Here is a 17596-nt window from a genome sequence, read left to right on the forward strand (position 1 = left end):
AAATATAAAAGGGATATTTGATAAATTTTCAAATTATATGTGGCAAAATTAAAAATACTGTTGTTTGCTATTTATTTTTAAGGGTAAAATATTTAGCAAAATATAATGTTAAAAGGAGATGCTAATATGTCTAATTTAACGAAAAATAAAAAGAATTATCTAAAGAAATTAACTACAAATAGTGGTATTATAAATGCACTTGCTATAGATCAGAGAGGTTCACTAAAAAAGATGCTAGGAAAAACTGGTGGAAATGTGGAACAAACTATTAAAAAGTTCAAAAAGAGTGTATCTAAAGAACTTACTCCTTATGCATCAGCTATTTTACTAGATCCAGAATATGGATGGGATGCAGTAGATACAAAAGATAATAAAACAGGTCTTTTAATGGCATATGAAGAAACAGGATATGATGCATCAGAAGAAGGAAGGTTGCCTGATCTTTTACCCAATTATTCTGTTAAAAGATTAAAAGAAAATGGAGTAGATGCAATAAAAATTCTTTTATATTATGATAAAGATGAAGGAGAACATATAAATGATATAAAAAAAGCATTTGTAGAGAGAGTTGGTTCTGAATGTATAGGTGAAGATATTCCATTTTTCTTAGAAATAGTAACATATGATAAATATATAAAAGATGTAAAGGGAACAGAATATGCAAAAATTAAACCTGAAAAGGTAATAGAATCAATGAGAGAATTTTCAAATGAAAGATATAATGTTGATGTATTGAAAGTAGAAGTACCAGTAAATATGAATTTTGTTGAAGGGTATTCTGATTCAGAATATGTTCATACTAAACAAGAAGCAAAAGAGTATTTTAAAGCTCAAAGTGAAGCAACAAATCTACCTTTTATCTTTTTAAGTGCTGGAGTTACTATTGATCTTTTCAAAAAGACTTTAATACTTGCAGGAGAATCAGGCTCTAAATTTAATGGAGTATTATGTGGTAGGGCTACATGGAAAGATAGTGTAGAAATATTTACAGATCAAGGTGAAGAGCAGGCAAAAATTTGGCTTCAGACAACAGGCAAAATCAATGTAGTAGATTTAGATACAATACTTAAAAATCATGCTACACCAATAGCTGATTTAATGTAATAAAATATTGGTACTTTCAAAAAACTTATGGGAAACCATAGGTTTTTTTAGTTGAAACTAGAGCACTAGTATGGTAATATTAATTGTATATATTTTCTAATATATAATTAATTTAGGGAAGTGGATATATGGAATTGGAATTAATAGAAAATAAAAATGGATTATCTGTAGGCGAATATGTATATGAAATGCTTAAAAAAAATATTATAAATCTTAATATCAAACCAGGTGAAAGAATTAGTGAGAAGGAAATTTCAACTATATTTGAAGTGAGTAGAACTCCTGTAAGGGAAGCTTTTATTAAATTATCAAGAGAAGGTGTTTTATATATATTACCTCAAAGAGGTACATATATATCATTGATAGATTTAGAACAAGTAGAAGAAGCAAGATTTATAAGAGAAAGTTTAGAAACTGCAGTACTTAAAATTGCAACTAAAAGCTTTCCAGATGATGCAATGAGAGAATTGGAAGAAAATCTTCAGATTGAAAAAGAACTTATAAAAAACAAAGATTATGGTAAGTTTTTAGAATTTGATGAGGAATTTCATAAAATAATATTTAAGGCTTGTAACAAAGAGAGAACATGGGATATTATTGAACAAGTAAATACTCAATATAAGAGAGTAAGACTTTTGAGTTTTATAGCTGATGAAAATTGGTATAAAGTTATTGAACAACATGAAAAATTATTAAAAGCAATAAGAGAAAAAGATAATGAAAATGCTCAAAAGACAATTAATGTTCATTTGAAAAAATTATTAAAAGAGCAAGAACAATTAAAAGAGCTATTTCCACAATATTTTAAGTAGTTAAGATTAAATATCTTAACTATTTTTTATTTTAATCATTGACACTGATATACTTGTATGGTAGTATACTTTTAGAAGGGTTACTTAAATAATTGCAAATAAATTTTTTTGGAACGTTTAAAAACGATTTCCTGAAAGGAGAAATGTGGTTGAAATTATCATTTAGATGGTATGGGTTAGATGACCCAGTGACATTAGAGAAAATCAGACAGATACCTGGAATGAAAGGTATTATAACAGCTATTTACGATGTTCCTATAGGGGAAATATGGCCTATGGATAAGATAATAGCTTTGAAAAAAGAAGTAGAAAAGCATAATTTAGAGTTAATTGCAATTGAATCTGTTCCAGTACATGAAGATATAAAGTTGGGACTTTCAACTCGCGATAAGTACATTAAAAATTATAAAGAGACTATTAAAAACTTAGGGAAAGCTGGAATAGGAATTGTAACTTATAATTTCATGCCAGTATTTGATTGGACAAGGTCTTCAATTGATAACAAAATGGAAGATGGTTCTATAAACTTGATTTATGAACATAAAAAGGTTTTAGAAATGGATCCAGTAAAAGGAGAGTTAGATTTACCTGGTTGGGCAACTAATTATGAACAAAAGCAATTAAAAGAACTTTTACAAAAATATGAGGATTTATCAGAAGAAGGACTTTGGAGAAATTTAGAGTATTTTTTGAAATCTGTAGTGCCTGTAGCGGAAAAATCAGATGTAAAACTTGCAATTCATCCTGACGATCCACCTTGGTCTATATTTGGTCTTCCTAGAATTGTAACTAACAAACAAAATTTAAAAAGACTAGTTAACATTATCGATAGTCCAAGTAATGGACTTGCAATTTGTACAGGTTCCCTTGGTTCAGATCCAAATAATAATATGTCAGAAATCATAGAATATTTTTCTAAAAAAGATAGACTTAATTTTCTTCATTTTAGAAATGTAAAACATGATAAAAATAAAAATTTCTACGAAGTAGCACATTTATCATCAGAAGGTTCTTTAGATATGTATAGCATATTGAAATCAGCTGTAGATGGTGGATTTGATGGACCTATAAGACCAGATCATGGTAGAATGATTTGGGGAGAAGAGGGAAGAGCTGGATATGGATTATTTGATAGAGCTTTAGGGGCTACATATATAAATGGACTTCTTGAAGCTATATTTAAAAATTAATATATATAATGAGGAGGAAAAATAGTGAAAAAGGGATTTCAAATTTTATCAATAGGTTTAATATTAGTATTACTAAGTACTGCATTAATAGGATGCTCTGACGATTCATCAAGTGAAAAAGGTGAGAAAATTGAATGGAAATTAGGACATTTAGGTAATGAAGAACATATATGGAATAAAACTGCACTTAAGTTTGCAGAAGTATTAGAAGAAAAAACAGATGGTCAAATAAAAGTAAAAGTTTTTCCAAATGAACAATTAGGGAATGAAGTTGACAATATAAATATGATTCAATCAGGAACAGCAGATATGGTAGTTGCCGGAGAATCAATGCAAAATTGGGCATCAAAATCTGCTCTAATGGCTGTACCTTACGCTTTTAATGATACTGAAAGTATGAGAAATATAATAGATGGAGATTTAGGAAAAGAAATAAATGAGCAAATAGAGGAAAAAGTAGGGCTTAAGCCAGTGTATTACCATGTAAGAGCACCTAGAAATCTAACTTCTAACAAAGAAATAAAGTCTCCAGAAGATTTAGATGGATTTAAAATGAGAGTTCCTAATGTACCATTATTTGTAGATGCATGGGAAGCTGCAGGAGCAAATCCACAAGTTATGGCTTTTAGTGAAGTATTTACTGCATTACAACAAAATGTTATAGATGGTCAAGAAAATCCATATGACTTAATACACTCTGCAAATTTCAATGAAGTACAAGAGTATGTAAATGAAACAGAACACGTAAATGGTTGGGTATATGTATTAGTAGGTAAAAAGCAATTTGAATCATTAACACCTGAATTACAAGACGCTGTAATGGAAGCAGGACAAGAAGCACAAGAATTTGCTGATAATTTATTTGAAGAAGAAATTTCAAAGTATAAAAAAGAGCTTCAAGAAAAAGGAATGAAAATAAACTCTAATGTAGATAAGGAAGCATTTAAAGAAGCTATGAAACCAGCAATAGAAAAATCTTTAAATGAAGAACAATTAGATTTATATAATAGAATACTTGAGGAGCAAAAATAGTATTTAAATATAATTAAATAGGATATCCGAAATGGCAAGTGGGTATCCTATTTATATTTTTGTATGGTTGTCGAAATTTGTTATATTAAGAGGTGAAAAGATGAAAATCAAAGATTTTATTGCAAAAACTTTAAGGGTAGGAACATTTTTATCCTTTACAGCTTTATTAGTTACTGTAGTACTTCAGATAGTGAGTAGATTTTTATTATCAAATGTAACATTTGTATGGACTGAAGAATTATCTCGATTTTTATTTATATATTCAGTTGCTTTTGGAGCACCACTTGCTATGAAGAATCAAGAATATATAAATGTTGACATACTTCTTGAAAAATTGCCGAAAAAATCAAGATATATTTTAGAAGCTATAATAGAAATTGCAGCAGTAGGGCTTTTTATTATAGTGTTTGTTAATTCTATAGAATTTTTACAAATTGGTTCTAATCAAACATCTGCAACACTTGGAATACCTATGTCAGTAGCATATTTTAGTATTACTATGACATCAGCATTAATTGTACTTTATGGAGTAATAAATGTAATAAATAAAATTAGATTTTTAATAAGGAGGGATGATATAGTATGATGGCTTTAATATTGTTTGTATCTTTTATAGTTTTAATATTTATAGGAGTACCTGTAGCATTTTCATTAGGTCTTTCTTCATTACTATACTTATTTATAGAAGATATACCATTAACTATTATCTCACAAAAATTATATGTAGGAATAGATTCCTTTGTACTTCTTAGTATACCAGGATTTATACTTGCAGGAAATTTAATGAATTCTGGTGGGATTACTAAGCGAATTATAAAATTTGCAAATGCGCTTTTAGGGTTTATAAGAGGTGGACTTTCTCTTGCTAATATAGCTGCATCAATGATCTTTGCAGGCATATCAGGTACTGGACTTGCTGATACTGCAAGCCTTGGAGCTATACTGATACCAGCTATGGAAGAAGAAGGTTATGAACCAGAATTTGCTACTGCTGTAACTGCATCTTCATCTACTGTAGGGCCTGTAATACCACCAAGTTTACCTATGATAGTTGCAGGAACTCTTACAGGAGTATCGGTTGGAAAATTATTTTTAGCTGGAGCATTACCTGGGTTATTATTAGGCCTTGGACTTATGTTTGTATCGTATATAATTTCTGTAAAAAGACATCATCCAAAAGGCAAAAGAAATTCTTTTAAATATGTATGGAAAAGCTTTACTGGAGCATTTTGGGCTATAACTGTAACATTATTAATATTATTTGGTATATTAAGTGGAGTTTTTACTCCTACAGAAGCTTCAATTGCTGCCGTAATATATTCTATATTTATAGGTAAGTTTATATATAAAGAGCTTAAATTTAAAGATTTACCAAGAGTAATAACAGATTCAGTTCAAATGACTGCATCTATAATGATATTAGTTGGATTTGCTAATCTTTTTGCATGGATATTAGCAAGTGAGCAAATACCACAACTTATAGCTGATCTAATACTTTCAATTTCAAGCAACAAAATTATAATAATACTTTTAATAAACTTATTATGGCTTTTTGTTGGAACATTTATGGAAACTATAGCAGCTCTTGTTATATTATTTCCAGTATTACTTCCTGTTGCAACAAGTGTAGGTTTAGATCCTATTCAATTTGGTGTAATGAGTGTATTGAACTTAAGTATTGGACTTACTACACCTCCAGTTGGAGTTTGTTTGTTTGTGGCTTCAAGTATCGGTAAGGTTTCAATTGCAAAAGCATCAAAAGCAGTATTACCATTTTTAGCTGTTAGTATAATAGTTTTATTATTAGTAAGTTTTATTCCAGAAATCAGTTTATATTTACCAAGCTTATTAGATTAATAAATATAAGGAGAGGATAGAATGAAAGCAATACAAGTATCAGAGCCTGGAAAAATTGATATTATTGAAAAAGATATGCCTGAAATAAAAGAAAATCATCAAGTATTAATAAAAGTAAAAGCGGTAGGAATATGTGGATCAGATATGCATATTTATCATGGAACTAATCCTATGGCAACTTATCCTAGAATAATAGGTCATGAATTTAGTGGAGAAGTAAAAGAAATGGGAAGTAAAGTATCTGATTTAAATATAGGAGATAAAGTAGTAATTGAGCCTATACAATTTTGTGGTAAATGTTATGCTTGCAAAAGTGGAAGATCTAATGTATGTGAAAGTCTTAAAGTGTTGGGTGTTCACAAAGATGGTGGTATGCAAGAATATATAGTTGTACCTCGTAAAAAGGTGCATAAAATAGATAATTCAATAGAATGGGAAAAGGCTTCAATGGTGGAACCTTTTACTATAGCAGCTCAAAGTACGTGGAGAGGAAATGTTAAAAAGGGAGATTATGTTTTAATAATGGGAGCAGGTCCTATTGGACTTGGAATATTACAGTATTCAAAGTATAAAGGTGCAATATGTATTGTATCAGATATTAATGATGAAAAATTAGGACTAGCTAAAGAATTAGGAGCAGACTATATAGTAAATGTAACATATAAGGATATAGTAAAAGAAACACTTAAAATAACAAACAATATGGGAGCAAATGTAACAATTGATACGGCTTGTCTTCCTAGAACATTTGAACAATGTGTAGAAGTTACATCTCCTGCGGGTAGAGTAGTAGTATTAGGATTTTCTGAAGAAACATCAAATATACCTCAAGTTTTAATAACTAAAAAAGAATTAACCATAGTGGGATCTAGACTTGAAACAGATAAATTCCCTGAAGTTATAGATTTATTTAATAAAGGAATATTGAATCCCGAATATTTACTTACACATAAATTTGATTTCAAAGATATAAAAGAAGCAATAAAAGCAATAGAAGATCCTAACACAAAAACAAATAAAGTAGTAGTGACGTTCTAATGAAGATAACTGATATTAAAGCTACTACAGTTACTGTTCCATTAGAAGCACCATTACGCCACAGTAATGGTGTGCATTGGGGAAGGTTTGTTAGAACTATAGTAGAGGTTGAAACTGATGAAGGAATAATAGGTCTTGGTGAAATGGGTGGTGGTGGTGAAAGTGCAGAAATAGCATTTGAAGCACTTAAGTCTTATTTAGTAGGACATGATCCATTTTGCTTAGAGGAATTAAAATGGAAAATTGCTAATCCTACAGCAAGTTTATATAATAATAGAACTCAGTTATTAGCAGCTATAGAGTTTGCATGTATAGATATTATAGGTAAAAAATTAGGTGTACCTGCATATCAATTGCTTGGAGGTAAAATTAGAGATGAAGTTTCTTTTGCAAGTTATGTTTTCTTTAGATATCCTAATGAAGAAACAGGTCAAGGAGAAGTTAGAACTATAGAACAAGTAATTGAACATGTAAGGGATTTAAAAAAGAAATATGGGTTTACTAGTCATAAACTTAAAGGTGGAGTATTTCATCCTGATTATGAACTTAAGGTATATAAAAAATTAGCTGAAAGGTTTCCTAAAGATAATTTAAGATATGATCCTAATGCAATACTTAGTGTAGAGCAAAGTGTTAAATTTGCTAAAGCGATTGAAGGATTAAACAATGATTATCTGGAAGATCCTACCTGGGGATTAAATGGGATGAGAAAAGTTAGAGAAAAAACTTATCTTTCACTTGCTACTAATACTGTAGTAGTTAATTTTGAGCAGTTATCACAAAATATACTTAATCCTGCAGTTGATGTGATATTATTAGATACAACATTTTGGGGGGGGATTAGACCTTGTATAAAGGCTGCAAATATTTGTGAGGCATTTCAATATGGTGTAGCAGTACATTCATCAGGTGAATTAGGAATTCAATTAGCAACTATGCTACATTTAGGAGCAGTACTACCTAATATGCCATTTGCTATAGATGCACATTATCACCAATTGCAAGACGATATTATAATTGGTGGTAAGATGGAGTATGTAGATGGAAAAATAAAAGTTCCTACAAAGCCAGGATTAGGCGTTGAATTAGATCGAGAAAAGTTAGAAAAATATGCTGATCTTTATAAAAAATTAGGTGGATATCCATATGATAGAGATCCATATAGAAAAGATTGGTATCCATTATTACCAAATACAGAAGATAAATGGGCAGATGAAAATAAAGTAAAATAGGTATATTAGAGGAAGGTGTTTTAAATGAGCTTACCATTAAGTGTAGATTTAAAGGGAAAAGTAGCACTTGTAACTGGTGGAGGAGGAGTATTAGGAAGTTATTTTTGTCGTTCACTTGCAGAAGCAGGAGCTAAAGTAGCAGTATTAAATAGAACTAAATCAAAGGCAGATAAAGTTGTTAGTGAAATAGTTCAAGATGGTGGAAAAGCTATTGCAATATCTGGAGATGTTTTAAGCTTAGATAGTTTAAAAAAAGCTAGAAAAATTATAAATAAAGAATTTGGCACAGTAGATATCTTAGTAAATGCAGCTGGTGGAAATCACCCTAAAGGAGGTACTACTAAGGATCATTTTGAAATTAAAGATTTAGATACTAAAGAAGAAATAACTACTTTTTTTGATTTAGAATATGAAGGATTACAATTTGTATTTAATTTAAACTTTCTTGGAACATTACTTCCAACACAAGTTTTTGCAAAAGACATGTTAGAAAAAGAAGATCCAACTATAATAAATATTTCATCAATGGCTGGATTTACACCTATGACTAGGGTAGTAGCATATGGAGGAGCTAAAGCAGCAGTTAGCAACTTTACTAATTGGTTGGCTGTACATTTTGCTAAAGTAGGAATAAGAGTAAATGCAATTGCTCCAGGATTCTTCTTAACAGAGCAAAATAGAACGTTACTTACTAATGAAGATGGAAGTTATACTGAAAGAGCAAACAAAATAATAAGCCAAACTCCAATGGACAGATTTGGAGATCCAGAAGATTTAATAGGAACATTGTTATGGCTAGCAGATAGTAAAGCTTCAGGTTTTGTAAATGGAACAGTAATACCAGTAGATGGTGGTTTTCAAGCATATTCAGGAGTTTAGATATAGTATATATACAAAAGACTTATGGTATAATTTTAATTATGCAATAGGTCTTTTGTTATTATAGCTAAATCAATAGGGTATAATTAGTATTAGACATATTGTGAAATAAAGCTTATAATAACTATGGAACTAAAACGATAAAGTTATCGATAAAGGAGGAAACATTTTGAGTAAAATTGATAGTAAAGTAATTAATAGTATAAGATTTATGTCTATGGATGCAGTTCAAAAGGCTAACTCTGGACATCCAGGACTTCCTATGGGTACAGCAACTATGGCTTATACACTTTGGAGTAACCATTTAAATGCAAGTAAAAATGATCCTAATTGGACAGATAGAGATAGGTTTGTATTATCTGCAGGACATGGTTCAATGTTACAATATTCACTATTACATTTATTTGGATATGATGTAAGTATGGATGATATAAAGAACTTCCGTCAATGGGGTTCTAAAACACCAGGACATCCTGAGTATGGTCATACTGAAGGAGTAGAAACTACTACTGGACCATTAGGTCAAGGTATTGCAAATGCTGTAGGTATGGCTATGGCAGAAAAAAGACTTGCAGCTGAATTTAATACAGATGATATGACTATAGTAGATCACTATACTTATGTTATAGCTGGCGATGGAGATATGATGGAAGGGGTAGCAAGTGAAGCTTGCTCACTGGCAGGACATCTTAAATTATCTAAGTTAATTGTATTATATGATGATAATAAAATTACAATAGATGGAACAACTGATATAGCATTTACTGAAGATGTAGGTAAAAGGTTTGAAGCATATGGTTGGGAAGTATTAGAATCTAGAAATAGTGAAGATATTGAAGAGTTAAATGATTTAATTGAAATGGCTAAAAAATCAGATAAGCCAACACTTATAAAGGTACCTACTACAATAGGATACGGTTCTCCAAATAAGTCTGGTCAATCTGTAGCTCATGGCGCTCCTCTTGGAGATGATGAAATTAAACTTACTCGTGAAAATATGAGTTGGGAACATGAACCATTCTTTGTACCAGAAGATGTATATACTCATATGGAAAAAATAATCGATGAAAAAGATGCTAAGAGAAAAGAATGGAATGAAAAATTTGCTGAATATAGAAATAAATATCCTGAACTTGCAGAAAAGTGGGATAGATGGCATAGTTTAGAATTACCTGAAGAGTTATTAAATGATGAAGAATTATTTAATTTTGATAAAAAAATAGCTACACGTGCAGCAGGTGGAAAAATAATAAATGTAATAGCAAAACATATGGATAATTTATTTGGTGGTTCTGCTGACCTTGCAGGATCAAATAAAACTACTATGAGTAATGCAGGTGACTTCCAAGATGAAACTCCAGATGGAAACAATATAAACTTTGGAGTACGTGAACATGGTATGGGAGCAATACTTAATGGTATATCTTTACATGGTGGATTTAGAACATTTGGAGCAACTTTCCTTATATTCTCAAATTATATGAGACCAACAATAAGATTATCTGCTCTAATGAATCAACCTGTAGTATATGTGTTTACACATGACTCAATAGCACTTGGCGAAGATGGTCCAACTCATCAACCTATAGAACAATTAGCTGCTCTTAGAACTATACCAAACACTAAAGTATTTAGACCAGCTGATGCAAAGGAAACTGCTGTAGCTTGGATTGAAGCACTTAAGAATACAGATGGTCCATCAGTTCTTGCACTTACTCGTCAAGGTTTACCAATACTTGAAGATGTTGAAGGATCTCATAAAGGTGGATATATTGTAGATAAAGAAAAAGGAAATTCACCAGATGCAATCCTTATTGCAACAGGTTCAGAGGTTTCTCTTGCAATGGATGCAAAAAAAGAACTTGAAAAAGATGGCATAGATGCTAGAGTAGTAAGTATATTATCTTGGGAATTATTTGATAAACAAGATGAAAATTATAAAGAAGAAATATTACCAAAAAATATTACTAAAAGAGTTTCAATAGAAGCAGGAACTACTTTTGGATGGCAAAAATATATAGGCTCAGAAGGAAAATCTATTGGAATAGATAGCTTTGGTGCATCAGCTCCAGGTCCTGAGCTTATGGATAGATTTGGATTTAATATAGAAAATGTAGTCAAAACAGTAAAAGAAATAATATAGTAACAAATGGAAAAATAAAAATACTTAGGAACAAACTTCTAATTTGAAGTGAATTCCTAAGTGTTTTTTATTTTAAGTAAAAAATAGTATTAAATATTTCTTGAATAATATGAAAAGTATGATATTATAAAAGTGTGGTATATACCAATCATATAGGAGTGATTGTATGGAAGTAAATTTAGATTTAGATGTAAATAAAGAAGAATTTTTTGAGTTTATTTATGAATCAATTATTAAGGATATAGAAGAAAGTACAGGTAAAAAGTTATCTAAAGAAGATATTATTCAGAGTTATAAATATGATAAAAATCTTAAAAATAAGCTTGGCAGAGCAGGAAATGTAGAAGTTACTATATTAGAGTTTGTCCCATATAAAAAATATGTAGCAGAATTTAAGAGTAATCAAGGGAAAAATATAATTTCATATGAAATAAATAATTTAAATAATGAAAAAATAAATGTTACATATTTTGAAGATTATATTGCACCTGATAAACTGAAAGATTGGAATTTTAAGTTAATGAATTTTTTCTATAAGAAAAAAAGTATGAAAAGAGCCGAATCTATTTTAAAAAATATTGAAAGATATATTAAGAATAAAAAAGAGGAGATGTATATATGATAAACTTAGGTATTTCAATTTATCCAGATAAATCAAGTGTTCAGGAAGATTTAGATTATATTGACTTGGCTGGAAAGTATAATGTTAAAAGAATATTTACTAATTTACTTGGTCTAGGCGATAAATCGAAGGATGAAATAAAAGAGGAATTTAGCATTAGAATAAACCATGCACATAAATATGATATAGAGGTAATTGTAGACGTAGCACCTTATATATTTGATGAGTTAAATATTTCATATGATGATTTATCCTTTTTTAATGAAATAGGTGCTGATGGTATAAGATTAGATGAAAGTTTTGATGGCAATAAAGAAGCTATTATGTCTTACAATTCATATGGATTAAAACTTGAGTTCAATGCAAGTGGTAATATAAATCACCTTGAAAATATTTTAGGATTTAAACCAAAAAAAGAAAAAATAATATCTTCTCATAATTTTTATCCACAGAAATATACTGGTTTAGGATTAGATTATTTTATAGAAAATAGTAGAAAAATTAAAGAAAAAGACATTGAATTATCATCATTTATATCAAGCAATAGTAAAGGTGCATTTGGTCCTTGGGATATTAATGAAGGATTATGTACTTTAGAAATGCATAGAAATCTACCTATTGATTTACAAGCTAGACATTTAATAGCTACAGGATTAATTGATAATGTAATAATTGCTAATTGCTATGCTACTGAAGATGAACTTAAATCTTTATCAAAGATAGTAGAAAGTAAAGTTAATTTTAAAGTAAATAAAGAATATGAATTGTCGGAAGTTGAAAAAAATATACTTTATGATGATGAGCATTTTGTACGTGGAGATATAAGTGATTATATGAGAAGAAGTTCTATGACTAGAATTAAGTATAAGGATAATGAAATAAAACCACAAAATACTCGTAATTTAAAAAGAGGAGATGTAGTTATATTAAATGATAATTACACTAGATATAAAGGAGAACTTCATATAGTATTAAAAGATATGCTAAATGATGGCAATAAAAATGTAATAGGAAGAATACGTAAAGATGAATTATTTTTATTAGACTATTTAAATTCATGGGATAAATTCACAATAATAGACTAGATTTAAAGGAGATATATTTAATCTTGAAAACACCAATATATATACAAATTAAAAAAAAGATACAAGAAGAAATTAAAGATAAAAACTCTAATGATGCAATTGAATCTGAAAGAGATCTTTCAAAGAGATTAAATGCTAGTAGAATGACAGTTAGAAAAGCTCTAGATGAACTTGTAGAGGAAGGATTTTTATATAGAAAGAAAAACAAAGGGACATTTGTATCTGATAAATCTCTTTGGAAAAAGAATACTTCTGTTACAAACTCAGAAGATGAAAAGCTAGAATATAGGCTTATAAATTTTGATGTCAAATATAGTATAAGAGATGATGTGTTAAAACCTTTAAATTTAAATGATACTGATTCTTTTTCTATAATTAGAGCTATAAGAGTAGTTCTTAAAGATAAAAGACCTCAAAATATAGAAGAATTTTATATTATAAGAAGTTTCATTGAAGAAAAAAATATTAATAAATTTGATAAATTATTGGATTTAAATAGTTATTTAAAAAATAGCACTATGACACAAAAATTTGTACCTATAAGAGTACCTACAAAATATGCTCATAATTTAAAATTAAATTTAGATACTCCAATTATTATGATTGAAGGAATTGTAAGAACAAAAAGTGGAGTGCCTTATATTTACTATAAGTCTTATAATAATCCAAAGGAAAAAGTTATAGAAATAACTGTTTAATAAAAGTTAATAATTTAATTGAAAAACGTTTACATTTTTAAAATAATGTGGTATAGTATATTTATGGTGGTATATACCATTAAAAATAAAAGGAGGATTTTATATGATTAATATTTTGTTAGTTTGTTCAGCAGGTATGTCTACAAGTATGCTAGTAAAAAAGATGCAAGAAGCAGCAGATAAAAAGAACATTGAAGCAAATGTTTGGGCAGTAGGAGATGCTGAATCACAAGAAGAATCAAAAAAAGCAGATATAATATTATTAGGACCTCAAGTTAGATATTTAGAAGCTAAAATGAAAGAAAGAGTAGATAATAAAAAGCCAGTATCAGTAATAGATATGTTAGTTTATGGAACTATGAATGGCGAAAAAGCATTAGATAATGCATTAAAAGATTATGAAAAATTTAATAAATAGGGGGTATAACAATGAATGGATTTACTAGATGGATGGAACAGCATTTTTTACCTGTAGCAGCAAAAATAGGTTCTCAAAGACATTTAGTTGCAATACGTGATGCATTTATAGGTATTATGCCAATTACTATGGTTGGTTCAGTAGCAGTTTTACTTAATGTGTTTTTTAGAGATTTACCTACAGAATGGGGTGCTACTAGTTTTGTAGAAACGATGAGTCCGCTAATTGCAATAAATGGTAATGTATGGTTTGGTTCAATTGCAATAATTGCTTTTGTATTTGTATTTTCTCTTGGATATAATATAGCAAAATCTTACGAGGTTAATCCTCTTGCAGGTGGAGTAGTAGCATTTTCTTCACTGATAGCAACCTTACCACAAACGGCAGATTTTTCATATGCATTACCAGGGGTTAGTATTGATAATTTAGGTGCACTTACAGATTTAGGACTTAAGGCACAAATAGTAGGAGAAAATCTTAACTTAGATGTATCAGGATGGGGATTCATAGGACTTAATTATGCAGGAGCAGCAGGACTTTTTACAGCACTTATAATAGGACTTTTAACATCAATGATTTATGTAAAACTTATGCTTAAAGGAATAATTATAAAATTACCAGATTCTGTGCCATCAGCAGTTAATAAAGCGTTTGCAGCAATAATACCTGGTATAGTTGCAGTATATGTGGCAGCTACACTTGGATATTTATCTGTTACTTATTTAGGATTCTCAATAAATGATTTAATTTTAGAATATATTCAAAAGCCACTACTTGGATTATCACAAGGTTTATTTAGTGTTATACTTGTAACATTCTTAGTGCAAGTATTTTGGTTCTTTGGATTACATGGTCATAATGTACTTGCACCAATTATGGATGGTGTATACTTACCAGCACTTATTTCAAATACAGAAGCATATCAAGCAGCAAAATCTACAGCAGATTTACCATATCTTTGGACTAGAGGATCATTTGATGCATATGCACAAATGGGTGGTTCAGGTATAACTCTTGCTTTAATTATTGCAATATTTATTTTCTCAAAGAGGAAAGATTCAAGGACTATTGCAAAATTAGGTGCACCGATGGGAGTATTTAATATAAATGAACCAGTAGTATTTGGTATGCCTATAGTATTAAATCCATTTTATATTATACCATGGTTAATAATTCCACCAATTACTGCAACAATTGCTTATTTACTTACAGCAATAGGGGTTATTCCTCCTACATTTGTAGTAGTTCCATGGGTAATGCCAGTAGGTATACATGCATATCTTTCAACAGGTGGTAGTTTACTTGCAGGACTTGTTTCAGTATTTAACTTATTTGTAGCATTTGTAATTTGGTCTCCATTTGTTTTACTTGCAAATAGAGTCAAAAAAGTAGATGCAGACGAAGAGGTAGCATAAAAAAATCTTACAAAGTAAGACTCTTTATAAAGAGTCTTACTTTATTTAGAAAGGAAGATAAATATGGGAGAATTAGAAATGATTTATTTTGAAATAATATCTGCAGTAGGAACTGCAAGATCACTTTTTATTGAAGCTATAGGAAAAGCAAAAAGTGGAAATTTTGAAGAAGCGGAACAAAAAATAAAAGAAGGTAATGAACTATTTTTACAAGGGCATAAATCTCATTCAAAATTAATACAAAGAGAAGCTAGTGATGAAAAACTTGAATTTAGTCTTATATTAGTTCATGCAGAAGATCAAATGATGAGTGCAGAGGCATTTAAAATATTATCAGAAGAATTTATAGATGTATATAAACGAATAGAAGAAGGTAATTAAAATGAATAAATGGCCTTTATTTATTATTTCTATAGGATTACTTATAATTGCAAGTAGTCCTATGTTTAAAAATCAAGTTATAAATATAATAATGGGAGCATTGGTTATAGGAATTGGAATAATATTATTTAAGAAGAGTAAGAAAGGTTGATATAAATGTTAAGGTTTCCAGAAAAATTTTATTTTGGTAGTGCCTCATCTGCTACACAATCAGAAGGTAGCTTTGAAGGAGATGGAAAAGGTAAAGATATATGGGATCAATGGTTTGAGAGTGAGCCAGAAAAATTTTATGGTGAAGTAGGTCCAAATAAGACTACAGCTATGTATAAAAATTACAAAGAAGATATAAAGTTATTGAAGCAAACAGGGCATAATTCATTTAGAACATCAATTAGTTGGGCAAGACTATTTCCTAAAGGATATGGAGATGTAAATGAAGAAGCAGTAAAATATTATAAAGATTACTTCCAAAGATTAAAAGAAAATGATATAGAGCCCTTTGTAAATTTATTTCATTTTGATATGCCTATGGAATTACAAAAGATAGGTGGATGGGAAAATAGAAAAGTAGTAGATTATTATAGAGAATATGCAAAGACTTGTTTTGAGTTATTTGGAGACATAGTTAAAAGATGGTTTACATTTAATGAGCCTATAGTTCATGTAGAATGTGGATATTTAAATCAATATCATTATCCTATGAAGGTAGATGCAAAACTTGCAGTACAAGTAGGGTATCATACAGCCCTTGCAAGTGCATATGCAATAAAAGAATTTAAAGAGAGTAAAATTGATGGAAAAATAGGTATAGTTCTGAATTTATCTCCTGCATATCCTAGAAGCAATAATAACGAGGATTTAAAAGCAGCAGAAATAGCAGAATCCTTTCAAAATAAAAGCTTTTTAGATCCTGCAATTAAAGGTGAGTTTAATGAATTATTAGTAAGCTTAATTAAAAAGCATGATTTAATGCCTGAATATGACAGAGAAGATTTAGAAATTATAAAAGAAAACACTGTGGACTTTTTAGGTGTAAATTATTATCAACCTGTAAGAGTAAAGGCAAAAGAACATCTCCCAAATCCTAATGCACCATTTTTACCAACATATTATTTTGATCTTTACGATATGCCAGGTAAAAAGATGAATAAATATAGAGGTTGGGAAATTTATGAAAAAGGAATATATGATATAGCATTAAATATTAAAAATGAATATGACAATATTGAATGGATGATAACAGAAAACGGTATGGGTGTCCAAGATGAAGATAGATTTAAAAAAGATGGAATTATAGAAGATGATTATAGGATAGATTTCTTTAAAGGACATTTAAAATGGCTTCATAAAGGGATAGAAGAAGGTTCGAATTGCATAGGATATCACATATGGACTCCTATTGATTGCTGGTCTTGGTTAAATGCATATAAAAATAAATATGGATTAATTGAATTAGATTTAGAAACACAAGAGAGAACAATAAAAAAATCAGGATACTGGTTTAAACAATTAAGTGATAACAAAGGATTTGAACTTTAATAGAAAGGTAGGGTAGGATGAATAAAAATTTAAAAGTAGTAGTAATAGGAGGAGGTTCATCTTATACTCCGGAACTTATAGAAGGATTTATAAAAAGATATGATGAACTAAAAATAACAGAATTACACCTTGTAGATATAGAAGAAGGAAA

The 17596-nt window shown here is 29.4% G+C and carries 18 protein-coding genes and 1 pseudogene; all 19 read left to right on the forward strand.

Annotated elements, in window-relative coordinates; all coding sequences use genetic code 11:
- The first annotated feature begins 126 nt into the window (after positions 1-126).
- Positions 127-1104, forward strand: a complete 978-nt coding sequence (locus D3Z33_RS10205; RefSeq protein ID WP_160197657.1) for a tagatose 1,6-diphosphate aldolase — start codon at positions 127-129, stop codon at positions 1102-1104.
- 128 nt (positions 1105-1232) lie between these two features.
- The gene (locus D3Z33_RS10210; RefSeq protein ID WP_160197658.1) at positions 1233-1916 is read left to right on the forward strand and encodes a GntR family transcriptional regulator; all 684 of its coding nucleotides are present in this window, start codon (positions 1233-1235) and stop codon (positions 1914-1916) included.
- A gap of 149 nt (positions 1917-2065) precedes the next feature.
- On the forward strand, positions 2066-3106 hold the full coding sequence (gene uxuA, locus D3Z33_RS10215; RefSeq protein WP_160197659.1) for a mannonate dehydratase: 1041 nt from the start codon (positions 2066-2068) through the stop codon (positions 3104-3106).
- A gap of 24 nt (positions 3107-3130) precedes the next feature.
- Positions 3131-4138, forward strand: coding sequence for a DctP family TRAP transporter solute-binding subunit (locus tag D3Z33_RS10220; RefSeq protein WP_201750498.1), 1008 nt, complete (start codon positions 3131-3133; stop codon positions 4136-4138).
- 100 nt (positions 4139-4238) lie between these two features.
- On the forward strand, positions 4239-4724 hold the full coding sequence (locus D3Z33_RS10225; protein ID WP_160197660.1) for a TRAP transporter small permease: 486 nt from the start codon (positions 4239-4241) through the stop codon (positions 4722-4724).
- Positions 4721-5995, forward strand: coding sequence for a TRAP transporter large permease (locus D3Z33_RS10230; RefSeq protein ID WP_160197661.1), 1275 nt, complete (start codon positions 4721-4723; stop codon positions 5993-5995). Before D3Z33_RS10225 ends, D3Z33_RS10230 begins: the two co-directional genes overlap by 4 nt.
- 21 nt (positions 5996-6016) lie before the next feature.
- Positions 6017-7033 carry a zinc-binding alcohol dehydrogenase family protein gene (locus tag D3Z33_RS10235; RefSeq protein ID WP_160197662.1) on the forward strand — a complete coding sequence of 339 codons (1017 nt, stop codon included), beginning with the start codon at positions 6017-6019 and terminating at the stop codon, positions 7031-7033.
- On the forward strand, positions 7033-8265 hold the full coding sequence (locus D3Z33_RS10240) for an enolase C-terminal domain-like protein (RefSeq protein ID WP_160197663.1): 1233 nt from the start codon (positions 7033-7035) through the stop codon (positions 8263-8265). Before D3Z33_RS10235 ends, D3Z33_RS10240 begins: the two co-directional genes overlap by 1 nt.
- A 24-nt stretch (positions 8266-8289) precedes the next feature.
- Positions 8290-9144, forward strand: coding sequence for an SDR family oxidoreductase (locus D3Z33_RS10245; protein WP_160197664.1), 855 nt, complete (start codon positions 8290-8292; stop codon positions 9142-9144).
- A 166-nt stretch (positions 9145-9310) separates the two neighbouring features.
- Positions 9311-11287, forward strand: coding sequence for a transketolase (gene tkt, locus D3Z33_RS10250; RefSeq protein WP_347561256.1), 1977 nt, complete (start codon positions 9311-9313; stop codon positions 11285-11287).
- 166 nt (positions 11288-11453) lie between these two features.
- Positions 11454-11909, forward strand: a complete 456-nt coding sequence (locus D3Z33_RS10255) for a DUF3284 domain-containing protein (protein WP_160197666.1) — start codon at positions 11454-11456, stop codon at positions 11907-11909.
- Positions 11906-12994, forward strand: a complete 1089-nt coding sequence (locus D3Z33_RS10260) for a DUF871 domain-containing protein (RefSeq protein ID WP_160197667.1) — start codon at positions 11906-11908, stop codon at positions 12992-12994. Before D3Z33_RS10255 ends, D3Z33_RS10260 begins: the two co-directional genes overlap by 4 nt.
- Positions 12995-13017: 23 nt before the next feature.
- Positions 13018-13692, forward strand: coding sequence for a GntR family transcriptional regulator (locus D3Z33_RS10265; RefSeq protein ID WP_160197668.1), 675 nt, complete (start codon positions 13018-13020; stop codon positions 13690-13692).
- Between the two features lie 103 nt (positions 13693-13795).
- The gene (locus tag D3Z33_RS10270) at positions 13796-14110 is read left to right on the forward strand and encodes a PTS sugar transporter subunit IIB (protein WP_160197669.1); all 315 of its coding nucleotides are present in this window, start codon (positions 13796-13798) and stop codon (positions 14108-14110) included.
- A gap of 11 nt (positions 14111-14121) precedes the next feature.
- The gene (locus D3Z33_RS10275) at positions 14122-15525 is read left to right on the forward strand and encodes a PTS sugar transporter subunit IIC (protein WP_160197670.1); all 1404 of its coding nucleotides are present in this window, start codon (positions 14122-14124) and stop codon (positions 15523-15525) included.
- Between the two features lie 63 nt (positions 15526-15588).
- Positions 15589-15906 (forward strand): PTS lactose/cellobiose transporter subunit IIA, encoded by a 318-nt coding sequence (locus D3Z33_RS10280; protein ID WP_160197671.1) that lies wholly within the window; start codon positions 15589-15591, stop codon positions 15904-15906.
- A 1-nt stretch (position 15907) separates the two neighbouring features.
- Positions 15908-16057, forward strand: a complete 150-nt coding sequence (locus D3Z33_RS10285; RefSeq protein ID WP_160197672.1) for an LPXTG cell wall anchor domain-containing protein — start codon at positions 15908-15910, stop codon at positions 16055-16057.
- A 5-nt stretch (positions 16058-16062) separates the two neighbouring features.
- A complete protein-coding gene (locus tag D3Z33_RS10290; RefSeq protein WP_160197673.1) occupies positions 16063-17445 on the forward strand; it encodes a glycoside hydrolase family 1 protein in 1383 nt (460 codons plus the stop codon).
- Positions 17446-17462: 17 nt separating this feature from the next.
- Positions 17463-17596, forward strand: a pseudogene (locus tag D3Z33_RS10295) (6-phospho-beta-glucosidase); the annotation flags it as partial.

This window comes from Senegalia massiliensis (assembly GCF_009911265.1).
Lineage (GTDB): Bacteria > Bacillota > Clostridia > Tissierellales > SIT17 > Anaeromonas > Anaeromonas massiliensis_A.